Below are 17,692 nucleotides of genomic sequence, written 5' to 3'. Positions count from 1 at the left end.
GGTGTTGACGCTATTATTCCGATGAATAATTTTGTTATTTATCTGATTCAATAATATTTAATTTTGGATTGTCACTGCGATAGTTTTGCGAACTTAATCTATTAGTAATAAGAATATCGACTTCATCTAACATGCATATTTTACAAAATGCATACTGGTCAAATTTACTGGAGTCGGCCAATAATATTTTTTGGCCCGAAACTTGTAACATAACTTGTTTTAACTTGGCGTTAATATCGTTGCCATCACGCACCCCACTTTCCTGATTAATACCCTGGCAAGAGAAGAAAAAAGTATTGATCTGGAAATTGCGAATAGCATTCTCCGCCACCGGGCCATGGAAGTCATCATGGCGAGCAGAATACTCACCGCCAATACCAATGATGCGCACTTTGTCACGGCAGGCCAGTGCCTGGATAATCTTCACTGAGTTGGTGACGACGGTAATCTCAATGTCTGGGATTTGGCGTGCCAGAAACCAGCAAGAGCTACTGTTATCCAGTAAAATACAGTCGCCCGGATGGATAAATTGTAATGCTGCTTTAGCAATTTTCATTTTAGTATCAGGGTGTTCCTCCGTACGTTTACGGAAGGATTCGGCCCGATCAATAGCATTAAGGCTGTAGTGGGTCTCTTTAATATCAATGACGGAGAGATCAGGGCCATCCAGTGCCACCGCGCCACCAAAGCTACGGATCAGTTTTTGCTTTTTTTCCAGCACCGCCAGGTCACGGCGAATAGTTTCTCGCGAAACCTGGCATAATACCGATAACTCAGTTACCAGCGCCGAGCCTTGCTGCTGCACATGGCTACAGATGATTTTATAGCGTTCGGCTTGTAACATATTTACCTCAAAAATTGTCTTAGCGCTTAATGCTAAAAAGCACCCGTAGCACCCATGCTGCTATACCTGAAGTGGTTGGCATTGCAGGTAGCACTTCTGCGGCTTCAAATACGATGATGGTATATTGGTATTTATCTGCTGTTTATACAGTGACTGAATTCAAGTATTGCTTTAAGGAGTATTTTTCGCTGAGATTGTGTGGTGAAGGTCACATATATTAATTACTGATCCATTTAATTATCATAAATAATGTGATTCATACCTCATATTAAGGGCCTCTTTGCCTTACGAATGGTCAATCTTGGTAATAAAAACACACATTCGGGCATGGTAATTATGCCCGTTTATGACCGAATGCAACCGATTTCTTTTGTTTGATGATTGACTCGCCTTTCATCCTCTTTAATTTAGCCATAAATAGAGTTAGGTTAGTTTGCAGCCGGATATTATGTTTGAGGATAGATAAAGCCTGGGCTGAATAATAGATTTTGAATGACGGATTTAAGTTGGTTGTTTTTAATTAACAGTTTTCTTATTTATTAGGCTCATTGCCAATGATGGCTATTTATAGCGAGTTGCTTGTTTAATTACAGCCATTAAATAATCTAACGACATCATGTGCGTTATTGGTGATTGTTAATTGCCGTACTGAATATTATTTCATGAGGTGGCATCATGTTAGAACAGTTAAAACAACAGGTTTTTGACGCTAATTTAGCATTACCAAAATATAAGCTCGTGACTTTTACCTGGGGTAATGTCAGCGGTATTGATCGTGAGCGCGGGTTAGTGGTGATTAAGCCCTCTGGTGTTGAATACGAGGCCATGAGTGTGAATGACATGGTGGTGGTGGATTTGGCAACCGGTAAGGTGGTGGAGGGAAATAAAAAACCGTCTTCCGATACCGATACCCATCTGGTGTTATACCGGGCCTTTCCCGAAATAGGTGGTATTGTCCACACCCATTCTCGCCACGCCACCATTTGGGCGCAGGCGGGTAAGTCGCTCTCAGCATTAGGCACCACCCATGCTGATTATTTCTATGGCCCCATCCCATGCACCCGCCTTATGACTGATGCCGAAATTGCTGGCGACTATGAGTATGAAACCGGCAATGTCATTGTCGAAACCTTTGCCCATCAGGCGTTAAGTGCGGGGGAAATTCCGGCGGTTCTGGTCAATGGCCATGGCCCGTTTGCCTGGGGTAGCAATGCGGCCAGTGCGGTGCATAACGCGGTAGTGCTGGAAGAAATTGCTTATATGAACCTGTTTACTCATCAACTTCGGCCTGCGGTGGCTAATATGCAGCAAACATTGTTGGATAAACACTATCTGCGCAAGCATGGTGCAAAAGCCTATTACGGTCAGTAAGGTGAAGGGCAGCTTAGCGGCGTAGAGCAAGTCTGCGCCATCAGTTACTCTGCATCGACATTGGAGATGACCTGTTCTACATCATCCAGCGTCCCGATTTTTACCTCTCCCGTTCGGCACATTTTACTTTTGTCGATCAGTAAGATGGATTGCGTGGCCCGTTTTAACAGCATGGTCTTGAATTCGGCATTAAACGGGTTTGAATCCCATAAGGTACCGTCGGCATCAATGCCTTCGCACGAGAAAATAAACAGATCAATTTCGATGGTTTTTAGCAGTGAAAAGAGTGCGGGGTTAACGTAGCAGGCATATTTACGCTGTAAACGACCACCGGCACTGATCAACTCAATATTTTGGTGTTTCACCAATTCCTGGCAAATCCGCACACTATTGGTAAACACCGTTATATCGATATCGGGCAGCTTTTTGGCTAAATACCAGCAGGTGGAACTGGCATCTAATGCGATCACCATGCCACTGTCAATCAGTGACAGGGCATGGTCGGCAATGCTGGCTTTGCTGGATAGGTGACTTTTTAGCCGGGTGGTGAAAGGATCGCCGCTGTCTTTGGTGGCACGCTTAATGCTTTTGGCGCGCCCGTGCTGGCGGATGATCAGCCCTTGCGCCTGTAACTCGTTCAAGTCACGGCGAATGGTCTCTTGGCTGACCTCAAGTAACTGAGCCAGATCTGCGGTTGTCAGCGTTTCATGCTGTTTGATATGTTGCAGGATTTTCTGGTGACGAGATGCTTTCATGATCCTCTCCGTCAGCAAAGCCATGTATACATTGATTGATATTAATATATTGGTTAATACCAACACATCAGTTAATACCAACAAAGAGTACATGGCTAAAGGGATGAGGTTACGTGATCACGGGTTTAAAAAACAGGCGTCACCCCCTTCTTTAACAGAATATTACCGTATTTGGCGGTCTCTCCGGTGATGACGATGGCATAGGCTTGCTGAGCGCGCTGATAAAACGCAAAACGATCAATACGTTCCACTGGCAACGCTTCCTGGCTACCAAACAGGGCATGTAAATAGCGTTTTTCAACCGCGGCATCAAGGGTGTCGCCTGCCACCGCGGCCATCATTACCAATGGTGGTGCGTAGCTGTCCAGTTCAAATAACGGAATAGTGGCCGCTAGCAATGCACTAACAGATAAACCATCGGCATGAATCACCAACGGGCCACCGTTTTTTCCAATCGCGTGCGCCGGGAAATGGGCATCCGAAAAGATTATTTCATCACCGTGCCCCATCTCTGCCAGCGTTTTTAGCAGTTGTGGTGACAGTAATGGCGAAATAGTTTTAAGCATGAATGGCTCCTTCAGTAATGGGATATGGGCTGTCGCTCAGTGCCTGATAAAGCGGTTGTTGCTCGCCAGGCTGATAGTATTGATAGCGGTAATTGACCTGCTCCCGCGCTTGCTCAGCACTGCGGTAATAGCCAGTGGCACTCCAGACAAACAACGCCGCCCCCAGAACCGTAGTTTCAGCTTCATCAATTACTTTGATGGGCAGATTGAGCACATCGGCTTTGATCTGGTTCCACAAGGTATTACGGCTACCACCGCCAACCAGCAGTAGTTCGCGGGTACGGAATTCACCAATCTCTTCGAGTAATGACAGATTGCTTTTTAACTGCCAGGTAAGGCTTTCCAACGCAGAACGGTAAAAATGCCCGCGCCGCGCCGCCAGCGAGACCCCTTGCCAGCCGCCCGATTGATGATGCTGAGCACTGCCCAGTAGGTTGCAATTCATACGTATGCCGTTTGCCCCGGGTACGATAGCCTCAGCTTCACTAATCATTTGCTGGTAGACCTCGGCACTGGCTTCGTTATGCCAATACAACTGCCGCACCCATTCCAGTACCCCTGAAGCCAGCCATTGCAAACCTGGGTTAAACAACCTTGGGCAGCTATCAAGTTCACAAGTGGAACCGGCAAATTGTGGCAATAGTGTCGTATTCACTTTTGGGGTCCGAACCATCAGAATTTCCCAGGTACCTGATGACAGTACCGGTTGATCCAAATCGGCACCCGAACCAAATAATGCAAACTGGGTATCGTGACCGGCTGATATCACCGGCAAACCCGCGGGTAACCCTAACTCTGCGGCGATATCTGGCAGTAGCTGACCAATGATTTCACCGGCGGCCACCATTGGTGGGAATAAATCAGCGTGAATACCGATCTTTTGTAAAATCGTGCTGCTGAATTGCTCACGTTTCACATCCAACAGTTGGCTGGTGCCAGCCATGGTGCGGTCGGTGGTAAATTCTCCGGTGAGGCGATGGTTGATTAAAGATGAAATAAACAGCCAGGCATGGGCTTGTTCAACTAAATCGGGTCGATTTTCCTGTAACCAAATCAACTTGTATAAGGTGTTAAAACTGAACTGACCGATACCGGATATTTGCTGTAACTTTTCAGCAGACATATAGCGGGAGATACTCTCCATCACCGCCACGGTACGTGGGCATTTCCAACTGATAATGGGGTACAGCATTTTGCCGTTGGCATCCACCAATGCACCGTCTACGCCGAAGGTAGTGACAGTCATGCCATGGATCTTATCCTGATGAATCTGTGGCAGTAATTGGCGGCAACACTGAGCGAAACTGTGCAAGATGCCATCGAGCGGCCACAACTGCCATTGCGGATTAGCCGGATCGGGTTGGCTGTGGTTCGGCATCACAGCTTTCGCCACCACCACACCTTGAGGATCGACTGCGATCGCCCGGATATTGGTTGCGCCGCAATCTAAAACAATGACCACATCGCGCTTCATAAATGCTCCTGTTACTGCTGTCAGGCAGAAAATGTCTTGCCACGGGGGGCGAATAATGCGGAACGAAGGGAATATGGGGCGCCGAGGCGGTAACGATGTGAGCCGCTAAACCCTCGGGGCACGATAAACCCTTCGTTCACCTTGCTGACAGCAAGGGTTGTTTTATGACTCAGGTAAGGAGTGCTCCACACCTGCGACCCTGCTCAAACATCACATTATCTTTTATACAATGGGCCGTAGTTTTGGCAGGCGCGGTAATCCTGCCCTTCGATATCCATACCGTGCGCGCCCCACGCAGTTGGCCGGTAAACACTCTCTTCTTCGACGTTATGCATGCACACCGGGATGCGTAACATCGAGGCGAGTGTAATCAGGTCCGCCCCGACATGGCCGATGGTCAGCACGCCATGGTTAGCTCCCCAGTTCGCCATTACCGAGTAAACATCGCTGAATGGCCCTTTGCCGGTCAGGCGTGGAGCAAACCAGGTGGTTGGCCAACTTGAATCGGTTCGCTTGTCCAGGGTGTCGTGAACGGATTTCGGTAATTCGACACTCCAGCCCTCGGCAATTTGCAAGACCGGCCCGACGCCTTTAATCAGATTGATACGGCTCATGGTGAATGGCACACCGCCACGGGTCAGGAAACGCGAAGAGAAGCCACCGCCACGGAAGTATTCATGGATAGCGGGGCACCATTCGGTTGCCGCCAGACAAGCATCGGCTTCTTGCTGGCTCACTTGCCAGTGCGGTTTGATGGTCGGTTTACCTTGCGCATCGTTTTGGCGGCAAGTGCCGTCCAACGCGGCAGAACCGGAGTTAATCAGATGGATAATGCCGTGTTCGGCAACCCCCTCCAGTTGATTGCCGGTAACCCGCTGTACCGCTTCCGGTGACCAGTAGGTACGGACATCCGCAAAGATCTGCGCGGTGCCGGTCAGGGTATGGCCAAATAGCATCGCCACGCCGTTCAAACTGTCGTTTTCGGTGGCGACAACCATCGGTTCGCGCACGCCGTTCCAGTCGAACGAACTATTCAGCAAGGCTTCAGCGGTATCACCATTTGGATATTGATCGGTCCAGTGGCGCTGACCCTGGAAACCGGCAGCAATGGCGTTATAGCCCAAGGCTTCCTCACCAAAACCTTTCGTTGCCAGTGTTGGATTACCTTGCATCATGTCGCGGATACATAACGCCATTTGCAGGCTTTCACGCAGTACCGCGCGGCCGCTTTCCGCTGAACGGCGGTATTGTTCTGCGTTTTTATCCGGTCCGTATTTAAAGTTTTTATCTGCCCATGACAACGCCAGCTCTAGCTCTTGCTCGTCATAGATTTTCTGATCAATGCGGCGGCGCAACTCTGTCATATCGACCGCTTGCACTTTCATTCCTAACCAGGATTCAAAGAAGTTATGGTCAACAATGGAGCCGGCAATCCCCATGGATACCCCACCGAGAGAGAGGTAACTTTTGCCCTTTAAGCTGGCAACGGCTAAACCTGCGCGAGCGAAGCGCAGCAGTTTTTCCTGCACATCGGCAGGGATGCGGGTGTCATTAGCATCCTGCACGTCATGGCCGTAAATAGAGAAGGCTGGCAATCCTTTTTGATTGTGCGCCGCCAGTGCTGCTGCCAGATAGACCGCGCCAGGGCGTTCGGTACCATTAAAGCCCCAAATAGCTTTCGGGCGGAACGGGTCCATATCAATGGTTTCGCTGCCGTAGCACCAACAAGGTGTCACCGTGATGGTTAGGCCAATATTCTGTGCGCTGAATTTATCGTCACAGGCGGCGGATTCTGCCATGCCGGCAATGCAGGTATCAGCAATGACACATTCAACGGGCGTGCCGCAAGGATGGCGTACCACCTCTTGCAGAAACTCTGCGGTGGCACGGGCCATTTTCATGGTTTGCTCTTCCAGCGATTCACGCACACCCATTCTGCGTCCATCAATGACCGGGCGAATGCCAATTTTAGGTAATTGAATTGTCTTTTTCATTATTAGTCCTTGTGTTCAGTAGCAAGAATTTAATGTTAATTTGTCCGTTACCCGTATTATTAATTAACGGGAACTGTTTTGTACTTGGCAAAAATAAAGATAATGGCAAAACATAAAGCAGGAATAATTTCAGCCGTAGGTATATTCCCTGCCGCATCGCTAACTAATCCCATGATCGGGGTGACGATACCACCACCGACAATGGTCATAACAATAATAGATGCGCCATATTTAGTGTCTTGATTTAGATTCTTAATGCCTAATGAGAATATGGTTGGGTATTGGATTGACATAAACATACTGCACAGGGTGAGTGCTAATAATCCAATGTGTCCGCCGAAGGCCGCAGAGATAATACATAACAGCATAGAGATAAATGCATAAGCCGCTAAAACTTTCTCTGGTGCGAAACGAGTAATTAACCAGGTGCCACTGAATCGACCGATAAAGAAACATACCATGGTGGCCGTTAAATAATTAGCCGCATATCCCGGTGTGATATTCGGTAGCTCTTCAATGGCATAACGAATTAAATAGCTCCAACATGCGGTTTGTGCGCCAACATAACAGAACTGTGCTAATACCGCCCAGCGCCAATGTGTTATCTTTAATAACCGTGGTAGTGATGCAAAGAAAGAACCGTTATGCGAATCATCCGATTCACTTTTTATTGCCGGGAAACGAGTGATTAAAATTAATAGCGCAACAAAAATAACCACAGCAACAATAATCAGATAGGGTAATTGAACAGCTTTTACTAAACTATGATGATAGCTATTCAAATCCTCAGCAGACAATTTATCCAGCACTTCCTGTGTTTGGTGGGGCACATTGGAGAGTATTAAGCTTTGGCCGAACACTACCGCAATAATGGCCCCGAAAGAGTTAAAGGTCTGTGCCAGGTTAATACGGAAGTGACCGGTTTTTTCTGGACCCAATACAGTAACAAAAGGATTGGCAGCCGTTTCCAGGCAACCTAAACCGGCAGCGATAATAAATAATCCGATTAAAAACAAGGTGTAATTCATTGTTTCGGCCGCAGGCCAGAACAATGCCGCCCCGAAGGCATAGAACAGTAATCCAGTAATAATCCCCGCCTTATAGCTAAACCTTTTCATCAATATCCCGGCAGGTATTGGGATTAAGAAGTAGCCAAAATAGAAGGAGGATTGAATCAGCCCTGCTTGAAAGTTGGTCAGGGTGAAAGCCTGCTGAAATTGAGGTAATAAAATATCATTTAGGTTGTTTGCTACTGCCCAAAGGAAGAACAGTGAACACAGTAATGCGAAAGGAATCAGATACCTTTTTTTATTTGCAGCCTCGTCACTTACCGAGGCGGAAATTTTAGTGCTATCTGTTTGTATTAAAATATTTCCCATGATGCCCTCGTCAGATACTTCACTAGTCCGAAAGTTTGTAATGTTCGACGGAATTATTTTTGTTTAATGAGTGATACTTTCTCTGGCGAGCCACAACTGCCTGAGTGACAAATTTAAATATCCTCATTGCGATAAGTCCCGTTCTTTATAAGGTAAAAATTGCTAAAAAGTATGAGCTGAATCACATTGGTAACTCAATGCTGATATTTTGTGATGACAGTCACTTTAAATAAAAACATTTCATGACCGTTTGAAATGAATTGTGTTTCAAACACACATGGGTAATGACCGATTTTTCTATTTCTGTCACAAACGGTCAGTTATTGGAAAATAGCCCGACACTTAATCATTCGGCGTCACTTGACCGTTTGTCCATATTGTTTTTTCAAACGGACATTTCATGCAAATAAATAAGATCTAAATTGCGATTAAGTTATGAATAGTCATGACATGGCTCACATTTTGGTGTGCTTTATTTCTCAGTTGAATTAAATGAGCGAAAGATATATCCACAGTTGTTAACGCTTATTCACCTACATCCATTATTCAATGCATTTTTATATTTAGGTATTTGCATCTTAAGAGAGGAACAAATGAAGAGAGAAGCACTGGCGCGCGATATTATCAATACTTGCCTGGAAATGACCCGTTTAGGGTTGAATCAAGGGACGGCTGGCAATGTTAGTGTGCGCTATCAGGATGGATTTTTGATTACGCCCTCCGGTATTGCCTACGACAAACTGACGGAGTCGCATATTGTTTATATCGATGCCAGCGGCCACCATGAGCCTGGCAAAGTCCCTTCCAGTGAGTGGCGTTTTCATCAGGCGGTTTATCATACCCGGGCAGACGCCAATGCGGTGGTACACAACCACTCAGTCCATTGCACCGCAGTATCGATTCTTAACCGCCCGATCCCGGCGATTCATTACATGATTGCCGCTGCCGGTGGCGATGATATCCCCTGTGCGCCCTACGCCACTTTTGGTACCAAAGCGCTGTCTGAACATGTCGCCGTGGCGATGAAGCACCGCAAGGCCACGCTGTTGCAGCACCATGGCCTGATTGCTTGTGAGGAGAATTTGGCCAAAGCGTTGTGGCTTGCTCATGAAGTTGAGGTGTTGGCAACACTGCTGCTGGCTATCTTGCCGATTGTCGATGAGGTGCCGGTGTTATCCAAAGAAGAAATCAGCGTGGTACTGGAGAAATTCAAAACCTACGGTTTACGGGTTGAAGATTAGCGTGCGGGTTAAAATACCGAGAGGAATCAGTCATGAACAGAATGATTTTAAACGAAATGGCGTGGTTTGGGCGCGGTTCACTGGATGCGCTCACCGATGAAGTGACACGGCGGGGATATAAAAAAGCGTTAGTGGTCACCGACAAAATACTGATGGAGTGCGGTGTCGCGGCTTGCCTAATCAGCCGCTTGCAACAGGCCGGTCTGGATTTTGCTGTCTTTGATGCGGTAACGCCCAACCCGACAATCGCCATCGTACAACAAGGTGTGGCTGTTTTTCGCCAAAGCGAGGCGGATTATCTCATCGCGCTGGGCGGCGGTTCGCCACAAGATACCAGCAAGGCCATCGGCATTATTATCAATAATCCTGAGTTTGCTGATGTGCGCAGTTTGGAAGGGGTGGCTGACACCCGCAACGCTTGTGTACCTATTCTGGCCATTCCAACCACAGCCGGTACTGCGGCAGAAGTGACCATTAACTATGTAATTACTGATGAAGAGCGGCGGCGCAAATTTGTTTGCGTCGACCCTCATGCTATTCCGGCAGTGGCATTTATTGATGCTGACATGATGGACAGTATGCCAGCGGCCCTGAAAGCCGCGACCGGGGTTGATGCGTTGACCCACGCCATCGAAGGTTATCTGACTAAAGGGGCTTGGGAACTGACAGATGCTTTGCATCTTAAAGCCATTGAAGTCATCAGTCGTTCATTGCGGGCTTCTGTGCAAGGTGATGCCGCCGCCACCGAAGATATGGCACTTGGGCAGTATATCGCTGGAATGGGGTTCTCAAACGTAGGGCTGGGGTTGGTTCATGGTATGGCACACCCTCTGGGGGCGTTTTACAACATGCCACACGGTGTCGCCAACGCCATTTTACTGCCTTATATCATGCGTTATAACGCCGCTTATACCGGCGAACGCTTGCGTCAAATCGCGATGGCGATGGGCCTCGACAATGCCCTGAGTGGGTCATTGGCACAGGTTCGTGAGCAAACCATTCAGGCAGTAATTGAATTGAACCGTGATATTGGCATTCCGTCATCCCTGAGTGCGGTGGGTCTGCTGGCCGATGATATTCCCGCGCTGGCAGCAGCAGCCTTCGCGGATGTATGTACCGGCGGGAACCCGCGTGAAGCATCGATTGATGAAATTATGGCGCTGTATCATCAGGCTTGTTAAACAGAACGGTTATTTGTCACAGATTCATCATAAAGCAGTGAGGAGAAGGTAATCCCCACTGCTTTATTGATACCAGACAACACCCGCACTACCCATAAGGGGTAGGCTCATAACTGCGGGAAGAACTGTTTATCATCCTAACTATAATAACTGCTGTAGCTGGGCCACTGCGCTCTCATTCATGACACAACCTCTCCCGCAGAATTACTCATTTTTTTGAATTAATCGGATTTCATCTATCACGGATGTTGTCCATTTTCTGGAATGCAACCAAGTGGGAATCTTATGAAAGAGACCAACGAATCCCGGCTATTAACGGCAGAAGTCACGCGCCGAAAACTGGTCCAAACGACGCTTATCGGCAGTCTTGCCATGGCAACCGGGGCCTTTTCGCTCCCGTTCTCCCGCGCCGCCCGCGCGGTGCAATCGGCAATAAATCCGCTCAATAATGACAAAGTGATCTGGAGTGCTTGTACTGTCAACTGCGGTAGCCGCTGCCCGCTACGTATGCATGTCGTTGATGGCGAAATCAAATATGTCGAAACCGACAACACTGGCAATGATGATTTTGATGGCTTGCATCAGGTGCGTGCCTGTTTGCGTGGCCGCTCCATGCGCCGCCGGGTATACAACCCTGACCGTCTGAAATACCCAATGAAGCGTATTGGCGCACGTGGGGAAGGCAAATTCAAGCGCATCTCATGGGAAGAGGCATTCGACACCCTTGCGGGCAGCATGCAAAGCATCATTAAAGAATATGGTAACGAAGCTATCTATCTGAATTACGGCACCGGCACCTTAGGTGGCACCATGACCCGCTCATGGCCACCGGGATCGACGCTATTGGCGCGGCTGATGAATTGCTGTGGTGGCTACCTTAATCATTATGGTGACTACAGTACTGCGCAAATCGCTGCTGGCCTGAATTACACATATGGTGGCTGGGCTGATGGCAACAGCCCGTCCGATATCGAAAACAGCAAGCTGGTGGTGCTGTTTGGTAACAATCCGGCTGAAACGCGCATGAGTGGTGGTGGGGTCACCTACTATCTGGAGCAGGCACGGGAGAAATCCGATGCCAAGATGATAGTGATTGACCCACGCTATACCGATACCGCAGCAGGTCGAGAAGATGAATGGATCCCGCTGCGGCCCGGTACCGATGCGGCACTGGCATCGGCCTTGGCCTATGTGATGATTAGCGAGAATCTGGTCGATCAACCGTTCCTCGATAAATATTGTGTCGGTTACGATGAGAAAACCCTGCCGGCAGATGCGCCAAAAAATAGCCACTACAAAGCCTATATTTTAGGGCAGGGCGCAGATGAAACCGCCAAAACACCACAATGGGCGCAAGCCATCACCGGTATTCCAGCCGCAAGAATCATTAAACTGGGGCGTGAAATAGGGTCGGTGAAACCGGCTTATATTGCGCAAGGGTGGGGACCGCAGCGCCATTCCAACGGCGAAAATACCAGTCGGGCCATTGCCATGTTGGCTATCCTGACCGGTAACGTTGGCATTAATGGCGGTAATTCTGGTGCCCGCGAAGGCTCTTACGGTTTGCCGTTTGTCCGCATGCCAACACTGGAAAACCCAGTTAAAACCAGTATCTCGATGTTCCTGTGGACTGACGCGATTGAACGCGGGCCAGAAATGACCGCTACCCGTGATGGTGTGCGCGGTAAAGATAAGCTGGATGTACCGATCAAGTTTATCTGGAATTACGCCAGTAACTGTTTGATTAATCAGCATTCAGAAATCAACCGTACCCACGACATTCTGCAAGATGATAAAAAATGTGAAATGGTGGTGGTTATCGATAATCACATGACCTCGTCAGCCAAATACGCCGATATCATCCTGCCTGACTGTACCGCCTCTGAGCAGATGGACTTCTGCCTTGACGCTTCGAGCGGCAATATGGCGTATGTGATTTTTGCCGATCAAGTCATCAAACCGCGTTTTGAATGCAAAAACATCTATGAAATGACCACAGAACTGGCAAAACGCATGGGGGTGGAGCAGCAATTTACCGAAGGGCGCACGCAAGAAGAGTGGTTGCGTCATCTCTACCAACAATCGCAACAGGCCATTCCTGAACTGCCTTCTTTTGAGGCGTTCCGCGAACAGGGTATCTTTAAAAAACGCGATCCGGCGGGGCATCATGTTGCCTATAAAGCGTTCCGCGCAGACCCTATTGCCAATCCGTTGACCACGCCATCAGGCAAAATTGAGATTTACTCTGCCGAACTGGCACAGATTGCCGCCACGTGGGAACTGCAACAAGACGATGTTATCGATCCGCTGCCGGTCTATGCCGCAGGTTTTGAAAGCTACGATGACCCGCTCAATCAGCAGTATCCATTACAGTTAACGGGTTTCCACTACAAAGCCAGAACCCACTCCACCTACGGCAACGTCGATGTTTTAAAAGCGTCCTGCCGTCAGGAAATGTGGATTAACCCAATGGATGCCCGCGAGCGAGAGATCAAAAATGGCGATATGGTGCGTATTTTCAATGGCCGGGGCGAAGTTCAGATTAACGCCAAAGTTACACCGCGCATGATGCCGGGGGTTGTGGCACTGGGTGAGGGGGCATGGTATAGCCCGGATGAGAAACGTATTGATCGCGCGGGCAGTATTAACGTATTGACCACTCAGCGACCTTCTCCGTTGGCGAAAGGGAATCCATCCCATACCAACCTCGTTCAAGTTACCAAGGCATAAGGAGCTGACTGATGACAACGCAATATGGTTTTTACATCGACTCCAGCCGCTGCACTGGGTGCAAAACTTGCGAGTTGGCCTGCAAGGATTTCAAAAACTTATCCACCGATGTTAGCTTCCGGCGTATCTACGAATATGCCGGTGGGGATTGGCAGCAAGATAACGGCGCATGGCACCAAAATGTGTTCGCTTACTATCTCTCTATCGCCTGTAATCACTGTAGTGATCCCGCCTGTACCAAAGTATGTCCGAGTGGCGCAATGCATAAGCGTGATGATGGTTTCGTTGTGGTAAACGAAGACATTTGCATCGGTTGCCGCTATTGCCATATGGCATGCCCATACGGTGCGCCGCAATATGACGAAGCAAAAGGGCATATGACCAAGTGTGACGGCTGCTATGAAAGAGTCGCTGCCGGTAAGAAACCGATTTGTGTCGATTCTTGCCCACTGCGGGCGCTGGATATGGCCCCTATTGATGAATTACGCGAGAAATACGGTGATTTGGCCGAAGTCGCACCATTGCCAGCAGCCCATTTCACGCTGCCGAATATCGTAGTGAAACCTAATGCCAACAGCCGTCCGGTCAGAGATACCACCGGTCATCTGGCAAATCCGAAGGAGGTATAATATGGGCATGGGATGGCATGAATGGCCTCTAATGGTCTTTACGGTACTGGGGCAGTGCGTGGTCGGAGGCTTTATTGTGCTGGGACTGGCGCTGATATTCGGTGGTTTGAGTCACGACCAGCAACAGCGGATTCACCGCAGCATGTTGGTACTGTGGGTGCTGATGGCACTGGCTTTTATCGCCTCGACACTGCATTTAGGTTCGCCAATGCGAGCATTCAATTCATTAAGCCGCATTGGCGAGTCGGCGCTCAGTAATGAAATAGCCGCCGGTTCACTGTTCTTTGCGGTGGCAGGTTTTTACTGGTTGTTGGCCGTATTGGGTAAAATGCCTGCGGTACTCGGCAAAGTCTGGCTAGTGGTCGCCATGGTGCTGGGCGTCGTATTTGTCTATGCCATGTGTCGAGTCTATTCCATTGATACTGTTCCCACTTGGGACAACCTCTATACCCCGCTAGGTTTTGTTCTTACCACCTTGATTGGCGGCCCGATGTTGGGTTATCTGTTGTTACAACTGGCCGGGATTAATGGGCGAATGATGCTGCAACTACCGATGATCAGTGTATTGGCACTGATTATCAGTATTGCCAGTGTCATTATGCAGGCGGCCAGTTTGTCGACGATTTACAGCTCGGTACAGCAAGCTTCAGAGCTTATTCCCTACTACGGCACATTGATGGTATGGCGTTTGGTGTTACTGGTTCTGGGGCTGGGTTGCTGGATTTGTCCGTTAATCAGAGGCCGCACACCGATGACGCTCGGCATGATCTTCGCTATGCTGCTTATCTTTGCGGGTGAGCTAATTGGCCGTGGCGTGTTTTACGGGTTGCATATGACGGTCGGAATGGCAATCGGCGGTTAAATGATAGCTTGATGGCGACTGAGCAAAGCCCTGCTGGGTTTACGCCCAACCTGGCTTTGCTCGCAATGCTTCACCCGTTTGATGGCGAATTGATCGCGCTTCTGAGGTAACAAAATGGTTGAAAACAATATGACTTATCAACAAATTGCGCTGACTGGCCACGTATTGGGTGCGCTGTTTTATTGTGAACCGGACAGTCCGGCGTGCAGTGATATTGTGGCGCAACTCAGCAGTGATGAGTGGGTAGCCCAGTGGCCTTATGGCCTGGAAACTCAACTAATGCCCATTGCCGCTTTATTGGTGCAAGACAAGTCAGATGAAACCCTGGAAGAGGCTTGGCAGCGGCTGTTTATTGGCCCATATGCACTGCCCGCTCCCCCGTGGGGATCGGTTTATCTGGATAAAGAAAATGTCCTGTTTGGCGACTCGACGCTCAAACTGCGTGATTGGATGGCGCAGCAGCAAGTGGAGGTGACACTGGAGCAGCAAGAGCCAGAGGATCATTTCGGCTTATTGCTGATGATGGCCGCCTGGCTGGCAGAACATCAACCAGCGGATTTACCGGTTTTACTGGCAGAGCACCTGTTGCCGTGGGGGTATCGTTACCTCGCCTTGCTGCAATCTGATGCCGGACACCCGTTTTATCAGGGGCTGGCTGAGTTAACGACCCTGACGTTGACCCACTGGCAACACGAATTACAGGTGACGCCTGCGGTGATTGAGTTATATCGCTGACTCAGAATTTATTTATTCAATAACGAGTGTCACTTTTTTGCCAATATTGCCAGCCATACTAATCAGAGAATCAAGAGTGAATTTTTCAGTTTTTTGATTAACAACATCGGAAACTCTCGGACGCGACACATGTAATAATGTGGCTGCGTCCACTTGCCGTATTCCTTCTGATTTAATCCAATTGGCAATAGATGTCATGAGCGCTTTTTTCATTGCTAAAGCCTGTTCAATTTCTGCATTTGACTCCGCTAACAATTGAGTTGCTTTGTCATCAGTAAAGCCTAAATCAGTAAAAATATTGTCTCCAGCGGTAGTGATGTGACGTGATGCTGTGTCAATTTTATCTATCATTTTTTGTTCTCCGCTCATGAATAACTTCTTTATAACGAACCTTAATAATATTGACGTCTTTCTGACTGGTTCTTTGCGATTTTTTTTGGAAACTGTGTAATACGTAAATTTTATCTTCGAATTTGGCAATATAAACAACACGATAAGCTTTGGAATTATCATCTAACCGTATTTCAATAACCCCCGCTCCCCAGTCATTTATAGGTTTGAAATCATTAGGTTCGATACCATGCTGGATATTGCGTAGTTGCTTCCCCGCTACCGCACAAGCACTTTCTGGGAAAGCCTTCAGATCCTCAAGTGAACTACCACGCCAATCGATTATTTTTCCAATCATTCATCACTCCTTGATGTATGTATAAAATTTTATACATTCGAGTGAAATAATCAATTCGTTTTTTGTACTGTTACATTCTTATCTAAGCGGCTTTTATCCGAGCTATCTCTCTATCCGTGTCGACTAATTTGTGACCGGCTTCTACTTTCCTTGCACTCACATTGGACAAGCTGCGGGGCGTTTGTATTATTACGTTGAATATAAATTTAATAGTGAATATATATTCAATGCGGAGAAAAATAATGAAAAATACCCTACTGAAATCCTGTCTTACCGCAGCATTGATCTCAATGGCGGGTGTTGCTGGTGCCGCCAGTAACGGCCTGATCGCCATTATCACTCCATCCCACGATAACCCGTTCTTTAAAGCGGAGGCGGAAGGTGCTAAAGCCAAAGCAACGGAACTGGGATACACCGTACTGGTGGCTTCTCATGATGATGATGTGAACAAGCAAAACCAACTGCTGGAAACTGCCATTGCTCGTAAGGCTAAAGCGATCATTCTGGATAACGCCGGATCGGATGCCACTATCGGGCCATTGAAAAAAGCCAAAGCGGCCGGTATTCCGACTTTCCTGATTGACCGTGAAATCAATGAAACTGGAATCGCAGTATCGCAAATCGTGTCGAACAATTATCAGGGTGCACAACTGGGCGCTGAGAAATTCGTTACGTTGATGGGTGGCAAAGGCAAATATGTTGAATTGCTCGGCCGTGAGTCGGATACCAATGCTCATGTTCGTTCACAGGGTTATCACGACGTGATTGACGAACATAGCGACATGAAGATGGTTGCCCAACAGACTGCAAACTGGAGCCAGACTGAAGCATTCAACCGTATGGAGTCCATTTTGCAGGCTAACCCAGATATCACTGGGGTGATTTCCGGCAACGACACCATGGCACTCGGTGCAGAAGCGGCATTGAAAGCTGCGGGGCGCAATGATGTCATTGTCGTCGGCTTTGACGGCAGTGACTATGTTCGCGACTCGATCATCAACAAAGGCAATATCAAAGCCACTGTATTACAGCCGGGTTGGGCACAAGCTCAGATGGCGGTGGTGCAGGCTGATAAATATCTGAAAACCGGCAAAACCGGGTTGGAAGAAAAGCAACTGATGGATTGCGTATTGATTGATGAAAACAATGCCAAGAATCTGAATGTCTTTGCACTGAAACAATAATCGCGACTGAAACACCCATCTTATAATCACCGGTTATTAAAACCATGGTTTAAGAATGA

The 17,692-nt window shown here is 48.1% G+C and carries 16 protein-coding genes; 8 read left to right on the top strand and 8 right to left on the bottom strand.

The genetic code is table 11. The features are described from left to right. Positions 1 to 34: 34 nt before the first annotated feature. Positions 35 to 844 (bottom strand): DeoR/GlpR family DNA-binding transcription regulator, encoded by an 810-nt coding sequence (locus V2A85_RS08710; RefSeq protein WP_420071262.1) that lies wholly within the window; start codon positions 842 to 844, stop codon positions 35 to 37. Positions 845 to 1,519: 675 nt separating this feature from the next. Here V2A85_RS08710 and V2A85_RS08705 point away from each other — a divergent pair. Then, on the top strand, positions 1,520 to 2,215 hold the full coding sequence (locus tag V2A85_RS08705) for an L-ribulose-5-phosphate 4-epimerase (protein WP_420071261.1): 696 nt from the start codon (positions 1,520 to 1,522) through the stop codon (positions 2,213 to 2,215). A 44-nt stretch (positions 2,216 to 2,259) separates the two neighbouring features. Here the strand turns inward: V2A85_RS08705 and fucR are convergent, their stop codons facing one another. From fucR to fucP, 5 genes are all read right to left on the bottom strand, one after another. After that, complete coding sequence (gene fucR, locus V2A85_RS08700; protein ID WP_372558101.1) at positions 2,260 to 2,994, bottom strand: L-fucose operon activator; 735 nt, start codon at positions 2,992 to 2,994, stop codon at positions 2,260 to 2,262. A 101-nt stretch (positions 2,995 to 3,095) separates the two neighbouring features. Next, complete coding sequence (gene fucU / locus V2A85_RS08695) at positions 3,096 to 3,536, bottom strand: L-fucose mutarotase (RefSeq protein WP_083160291.1); 441 nt, start codon at positions 3,534 to 3,536, stop codon at positions 3,096 to 3,098. Beyond that, complete coding sequence (fucK, locus tag V2A85_RS08690; RefSeq protein ID WP_420071260.1) at positions 3,529 to 5,010, bottom strand: L-fuculokinase; 1,482 nt, start codon at positions 5,008 to 5,010, stop codon at positions 3,529 to 3,531. The genes fucU and fucK overlap by 8 nt, the downstream gene beginning before the upstream one ends. Before the next feature lie 215 nt (positions 5,011 to 5,225). Then, the gene (gene fucI / locus V2A85_RS08685) at positions 5,226 to 7,004 is read right to left on the bottom strand and encodes an L-fucose isomerase (RefSeq protein ID WP_420071259.1); all 1,779 of its coding nucleotides are present in this window, start codon (positions 7,002 to 7,004) and stop codon (positions 5,226 to 5,228) included. A gap of 59 nt (positions 7,005 to 7,063) precedes the next feature. Then, complete coding sequence (gene fucP / locus V2A85_RS08680; RefSeq protein WP_420071258.1) at positions 7,064 to 8,383, bottom strand: L-fucose:H+ symporter permease; 1,320 nt, start codon at positions 8,381 to 8,383, stop codon at positions 7,064 to 7,066. Positions 8,384 to 8,976: 593 nt separating this feature from the next. Here fucP and V2A85_RS08675 point away from each other — a divergent pair. The 6 genes from V2A85_RS08675 to dmsD all read left to right on the top strand — a co-directional run bounded on the left by V2A85_RS08675 (position 8,977) and on the right by dmsD (position 15,761). Continuing rightward, on the top strand, positions 8,977 to 9,624 hold the full coding sequence (locus tag V2A85_RS08675) for an L-fuculose-phosphate aldolase (RefSeq protein ID WP_005181951.1): 648 nt from the start codon (positions 8,977 to 8,979) through the stop codon (positions 9,622 to 9,624). Positions 9,625 to 9,656: 32 nt separating this feature from the next. After that, positions 9,657 to 10,805 (top strand): lactaldehyde reductase, encoded by a 1,149-nt coding sequence (gene fucO, locus V2A85_RS08670; RefSeq protein ID WP_372558105.1) that lies wholly within the window; start codon positions 9,657 to 9,659, stop codon positions 10,803 to 10,805. A 285-nt stretch (positions 10,806 to 11,090) separates the two neighbouring features. Further along, on the top strand, positions 11,091 to 13,535 hold the full coding sequence (dmsA, locus tag V2A85_RS08665) for a dimethylsulfoxide reductase subunit A (RefSeq protein WP_372558106.1): 2,445 nt from the start codon (positions 11,091 to 11,093) through the stop codon (positions 13,533 to 13,535). Between the two features lie 11 nt (positions 13,536 to 13,546). After that, entirely contained in the window at positions 13,547 to 14,164 is a 618-nt protein-coding gene (locus tag V2A85_RS08660; protein ID WP_005181957.1) for a DMSO/selenate family reductase complex B subunit, read from the top strand. Position 14,165: 1 nt separating this feature from the next. Continuing rightward, positions 14,166 to 15,026: a dimethyl sulfoxide reductase anchor subunit family protein gene (locus V2A85_RS08655; RefSeq protein WP_420071257.1), complete on the top strand. Its 861-nt coding sequence runs from the start codon at positions 14,166 to 14,168 to the stop codon at positions 15,024 to 15,026. A gap of 129 nt (positions 15,027 to 15,155) precedes the next feature. Beyond that, a complete protein-coding gene (gene dmsD / locus V2A85_RS08650) occupies positions 15,156 to 15,761 on the top strand; it encodes a Tat proofreading chaperone DmsD (protein WP_372559832.1) in 606 nt (201 codons plus the stop codon). Between the two features lie 12 nt (positions 15,762 to 15,773). On the opposite strand, the gene V2A85_RS08645 is transcribed toward dmsD, so the two are convergent. Further along, on the bottom strand, positions 15,774 to 16,112 hold the full coding sequence (locus V2A85_RS08645) for a helix-turn-helix domain-containing protein (RefSeq protein WP_372559833.1): 339 nt from the start codon (positions 16,110 to 16,112) through the stop codon (positions 15,774 to 15,776). Continuing rightward, on the bottom strand, positions 16,102 to 16,449 hold the full coding sequence (locus tag V2A85_RS08640) for a type II toxin-antitoxin system RelE/ParE family toxin (protein WP_420071256.1): 348 nt from the start codon (positions 16,447 to 16,449) through the stop codon (positions 16,102 to 16,104). The genes V2A85_RS08645 and V2A85_RS08640 overlap by 11 nt, the downstream gene beginning before the upstream one ends. A gap of 242 nt (positions 16,450 to 16,691) precedes the next feature. Between V2A85_RS08640 and V2A85_RS08635 the strand changes: the two genes are divergently transcribed. Beyond that, positions 16,692 to 17,633: a D-ribose ABC transporter substrate-binding protein gene (locus V2A85_RS08635; protein WP_050086418.1), complete on the top strand. Its 942-nt coding sequence runs from the start codon at positions 16,692 to 16,694 to the stop codon at positions 17,631 to 17,633. The last annotated feature ends 59 nt before the right edge of the window (positions 17,634 to 17,692 follow it).

This window comes from Yersinia sp. 1252 StPb PI (assembly GCF_048593885.1).
Classification (GTDB): Bacteria; Pseudomonadota; Gammaproteobacteria; order Enterobacterales; family Enterobacteriaceae; genus Yersinia; species Yersinia enterocolitica_E.
Note: the sequence above shows the minus strand (reverse complement) of the source record. Positions and strands in the feature narration are given on the sequence as shown.

Bases quoted from the DNA above. Each gene is read 5' to 3' on its own strand.
- fucK (WP_420071260.1), bottom strand. From the start codon at position 5,010: ATGAAGCGCGATGTGGTCATTGTTTTAGATTGCGGCGCAACCAATATC.
- V2A85_RS08705 (WP_420071261.1), top strand. From the start codon at position 1,520: ATGTTAGAACAGTTAAAACAACAGGTTTTTGACGCTAATTTAGCATTA.
- V2A85_RS08645 (WP_372559833.1), bottom strand. From the start codon at position 16,112: ATGATAGATAAAATTGACACAGCATCACGTCACATCACTACCGCTGGA.
- V2A85_RS08655 (WP_420071257.1), top strand. From the start codon at position 14,166: ATGGGCATGGGATGGCATGAATGGCCTCTAATGGTCTTTACGGTACTG.
- fucP (WP_420071258.1), bottom strand. From the start codon at position 8,383: ATGGGAAATATTTTAATACAAACAGATAGCACTAAAATTTCCGCCTCG.
- fucR (WP_372558101.1), bottom strand. From the start codon at position 2,994: ATGGCTTTGCTGACGGAGAGGATCATGAAAGCATCTCGTCACCAGAAA.
- V2A85_RS08660 (WP_005181957.1), top strand. From the start codon at position 13,547: ATGACAACGCAATATGGTTTTTACATCGACTCCAGCCGCTGCACTGGG.
- V2A85_RS08675 (WP_005181951.1), top strand. From the start codon at position 8,977: ATGAAGAGAGAAGCACTGGCGCGCGATATTATCAATACTTGCCTGGAA.
- dmsA (WP_372558106.1), top strand. From the start codon at position 11,091: ATGAAAGAGACCAACGAATCCCGGCTATTAACGGCAGAAGTCACGCGC.
- fucU (WP_083160291.1), bottom strand. From the start codon at position 3,536: ATGCTTAAAACTATTTCGCCATTACTGTCACCACAACTGCTAAAAACG.
- fucI (WP_420071259.1), bottom strand. From the start codon at position 7,004: ATGAAAAAGACAATTCAATTACCTAAAATTGGCATTCGCCCGGTCATT.
- V2A85_RS08635 (WP_050086418.1), top strand. From the start codon at position 16,692: ATGAAAAATACCCTACTGAAATCCTGTCTTACCGCAGCATTGATCTCA.
- V2A85_RS08640 (WP_420071256.1), bottom strand. From the start codon at position 16,449: ATGATTGGAAAAATAATCGATTGGCGTGGTAGTTCACTTGAGGATCTG.
- V2A85_RS08710 (WP_420071262.1), bottom strand. From the start codon at position 844: ATGTTACAAGCCGAACGCTATAAAATCATCTGTAGCCATGTGCAGCAG.
- dmsD (WP_372559832.1), top strand. From the start codon at position 15,156: ATGACTTATCAACAAATTGCGCTGACTGGCCACGTATTGGGTGCGCTG.
- fucO (WP_372558105.1), top strand. From the start codon at position 9,657: ATGAACAGAATGATTTTAAACGAAATGGCGTGGTTTGGGCGCGGTTCA.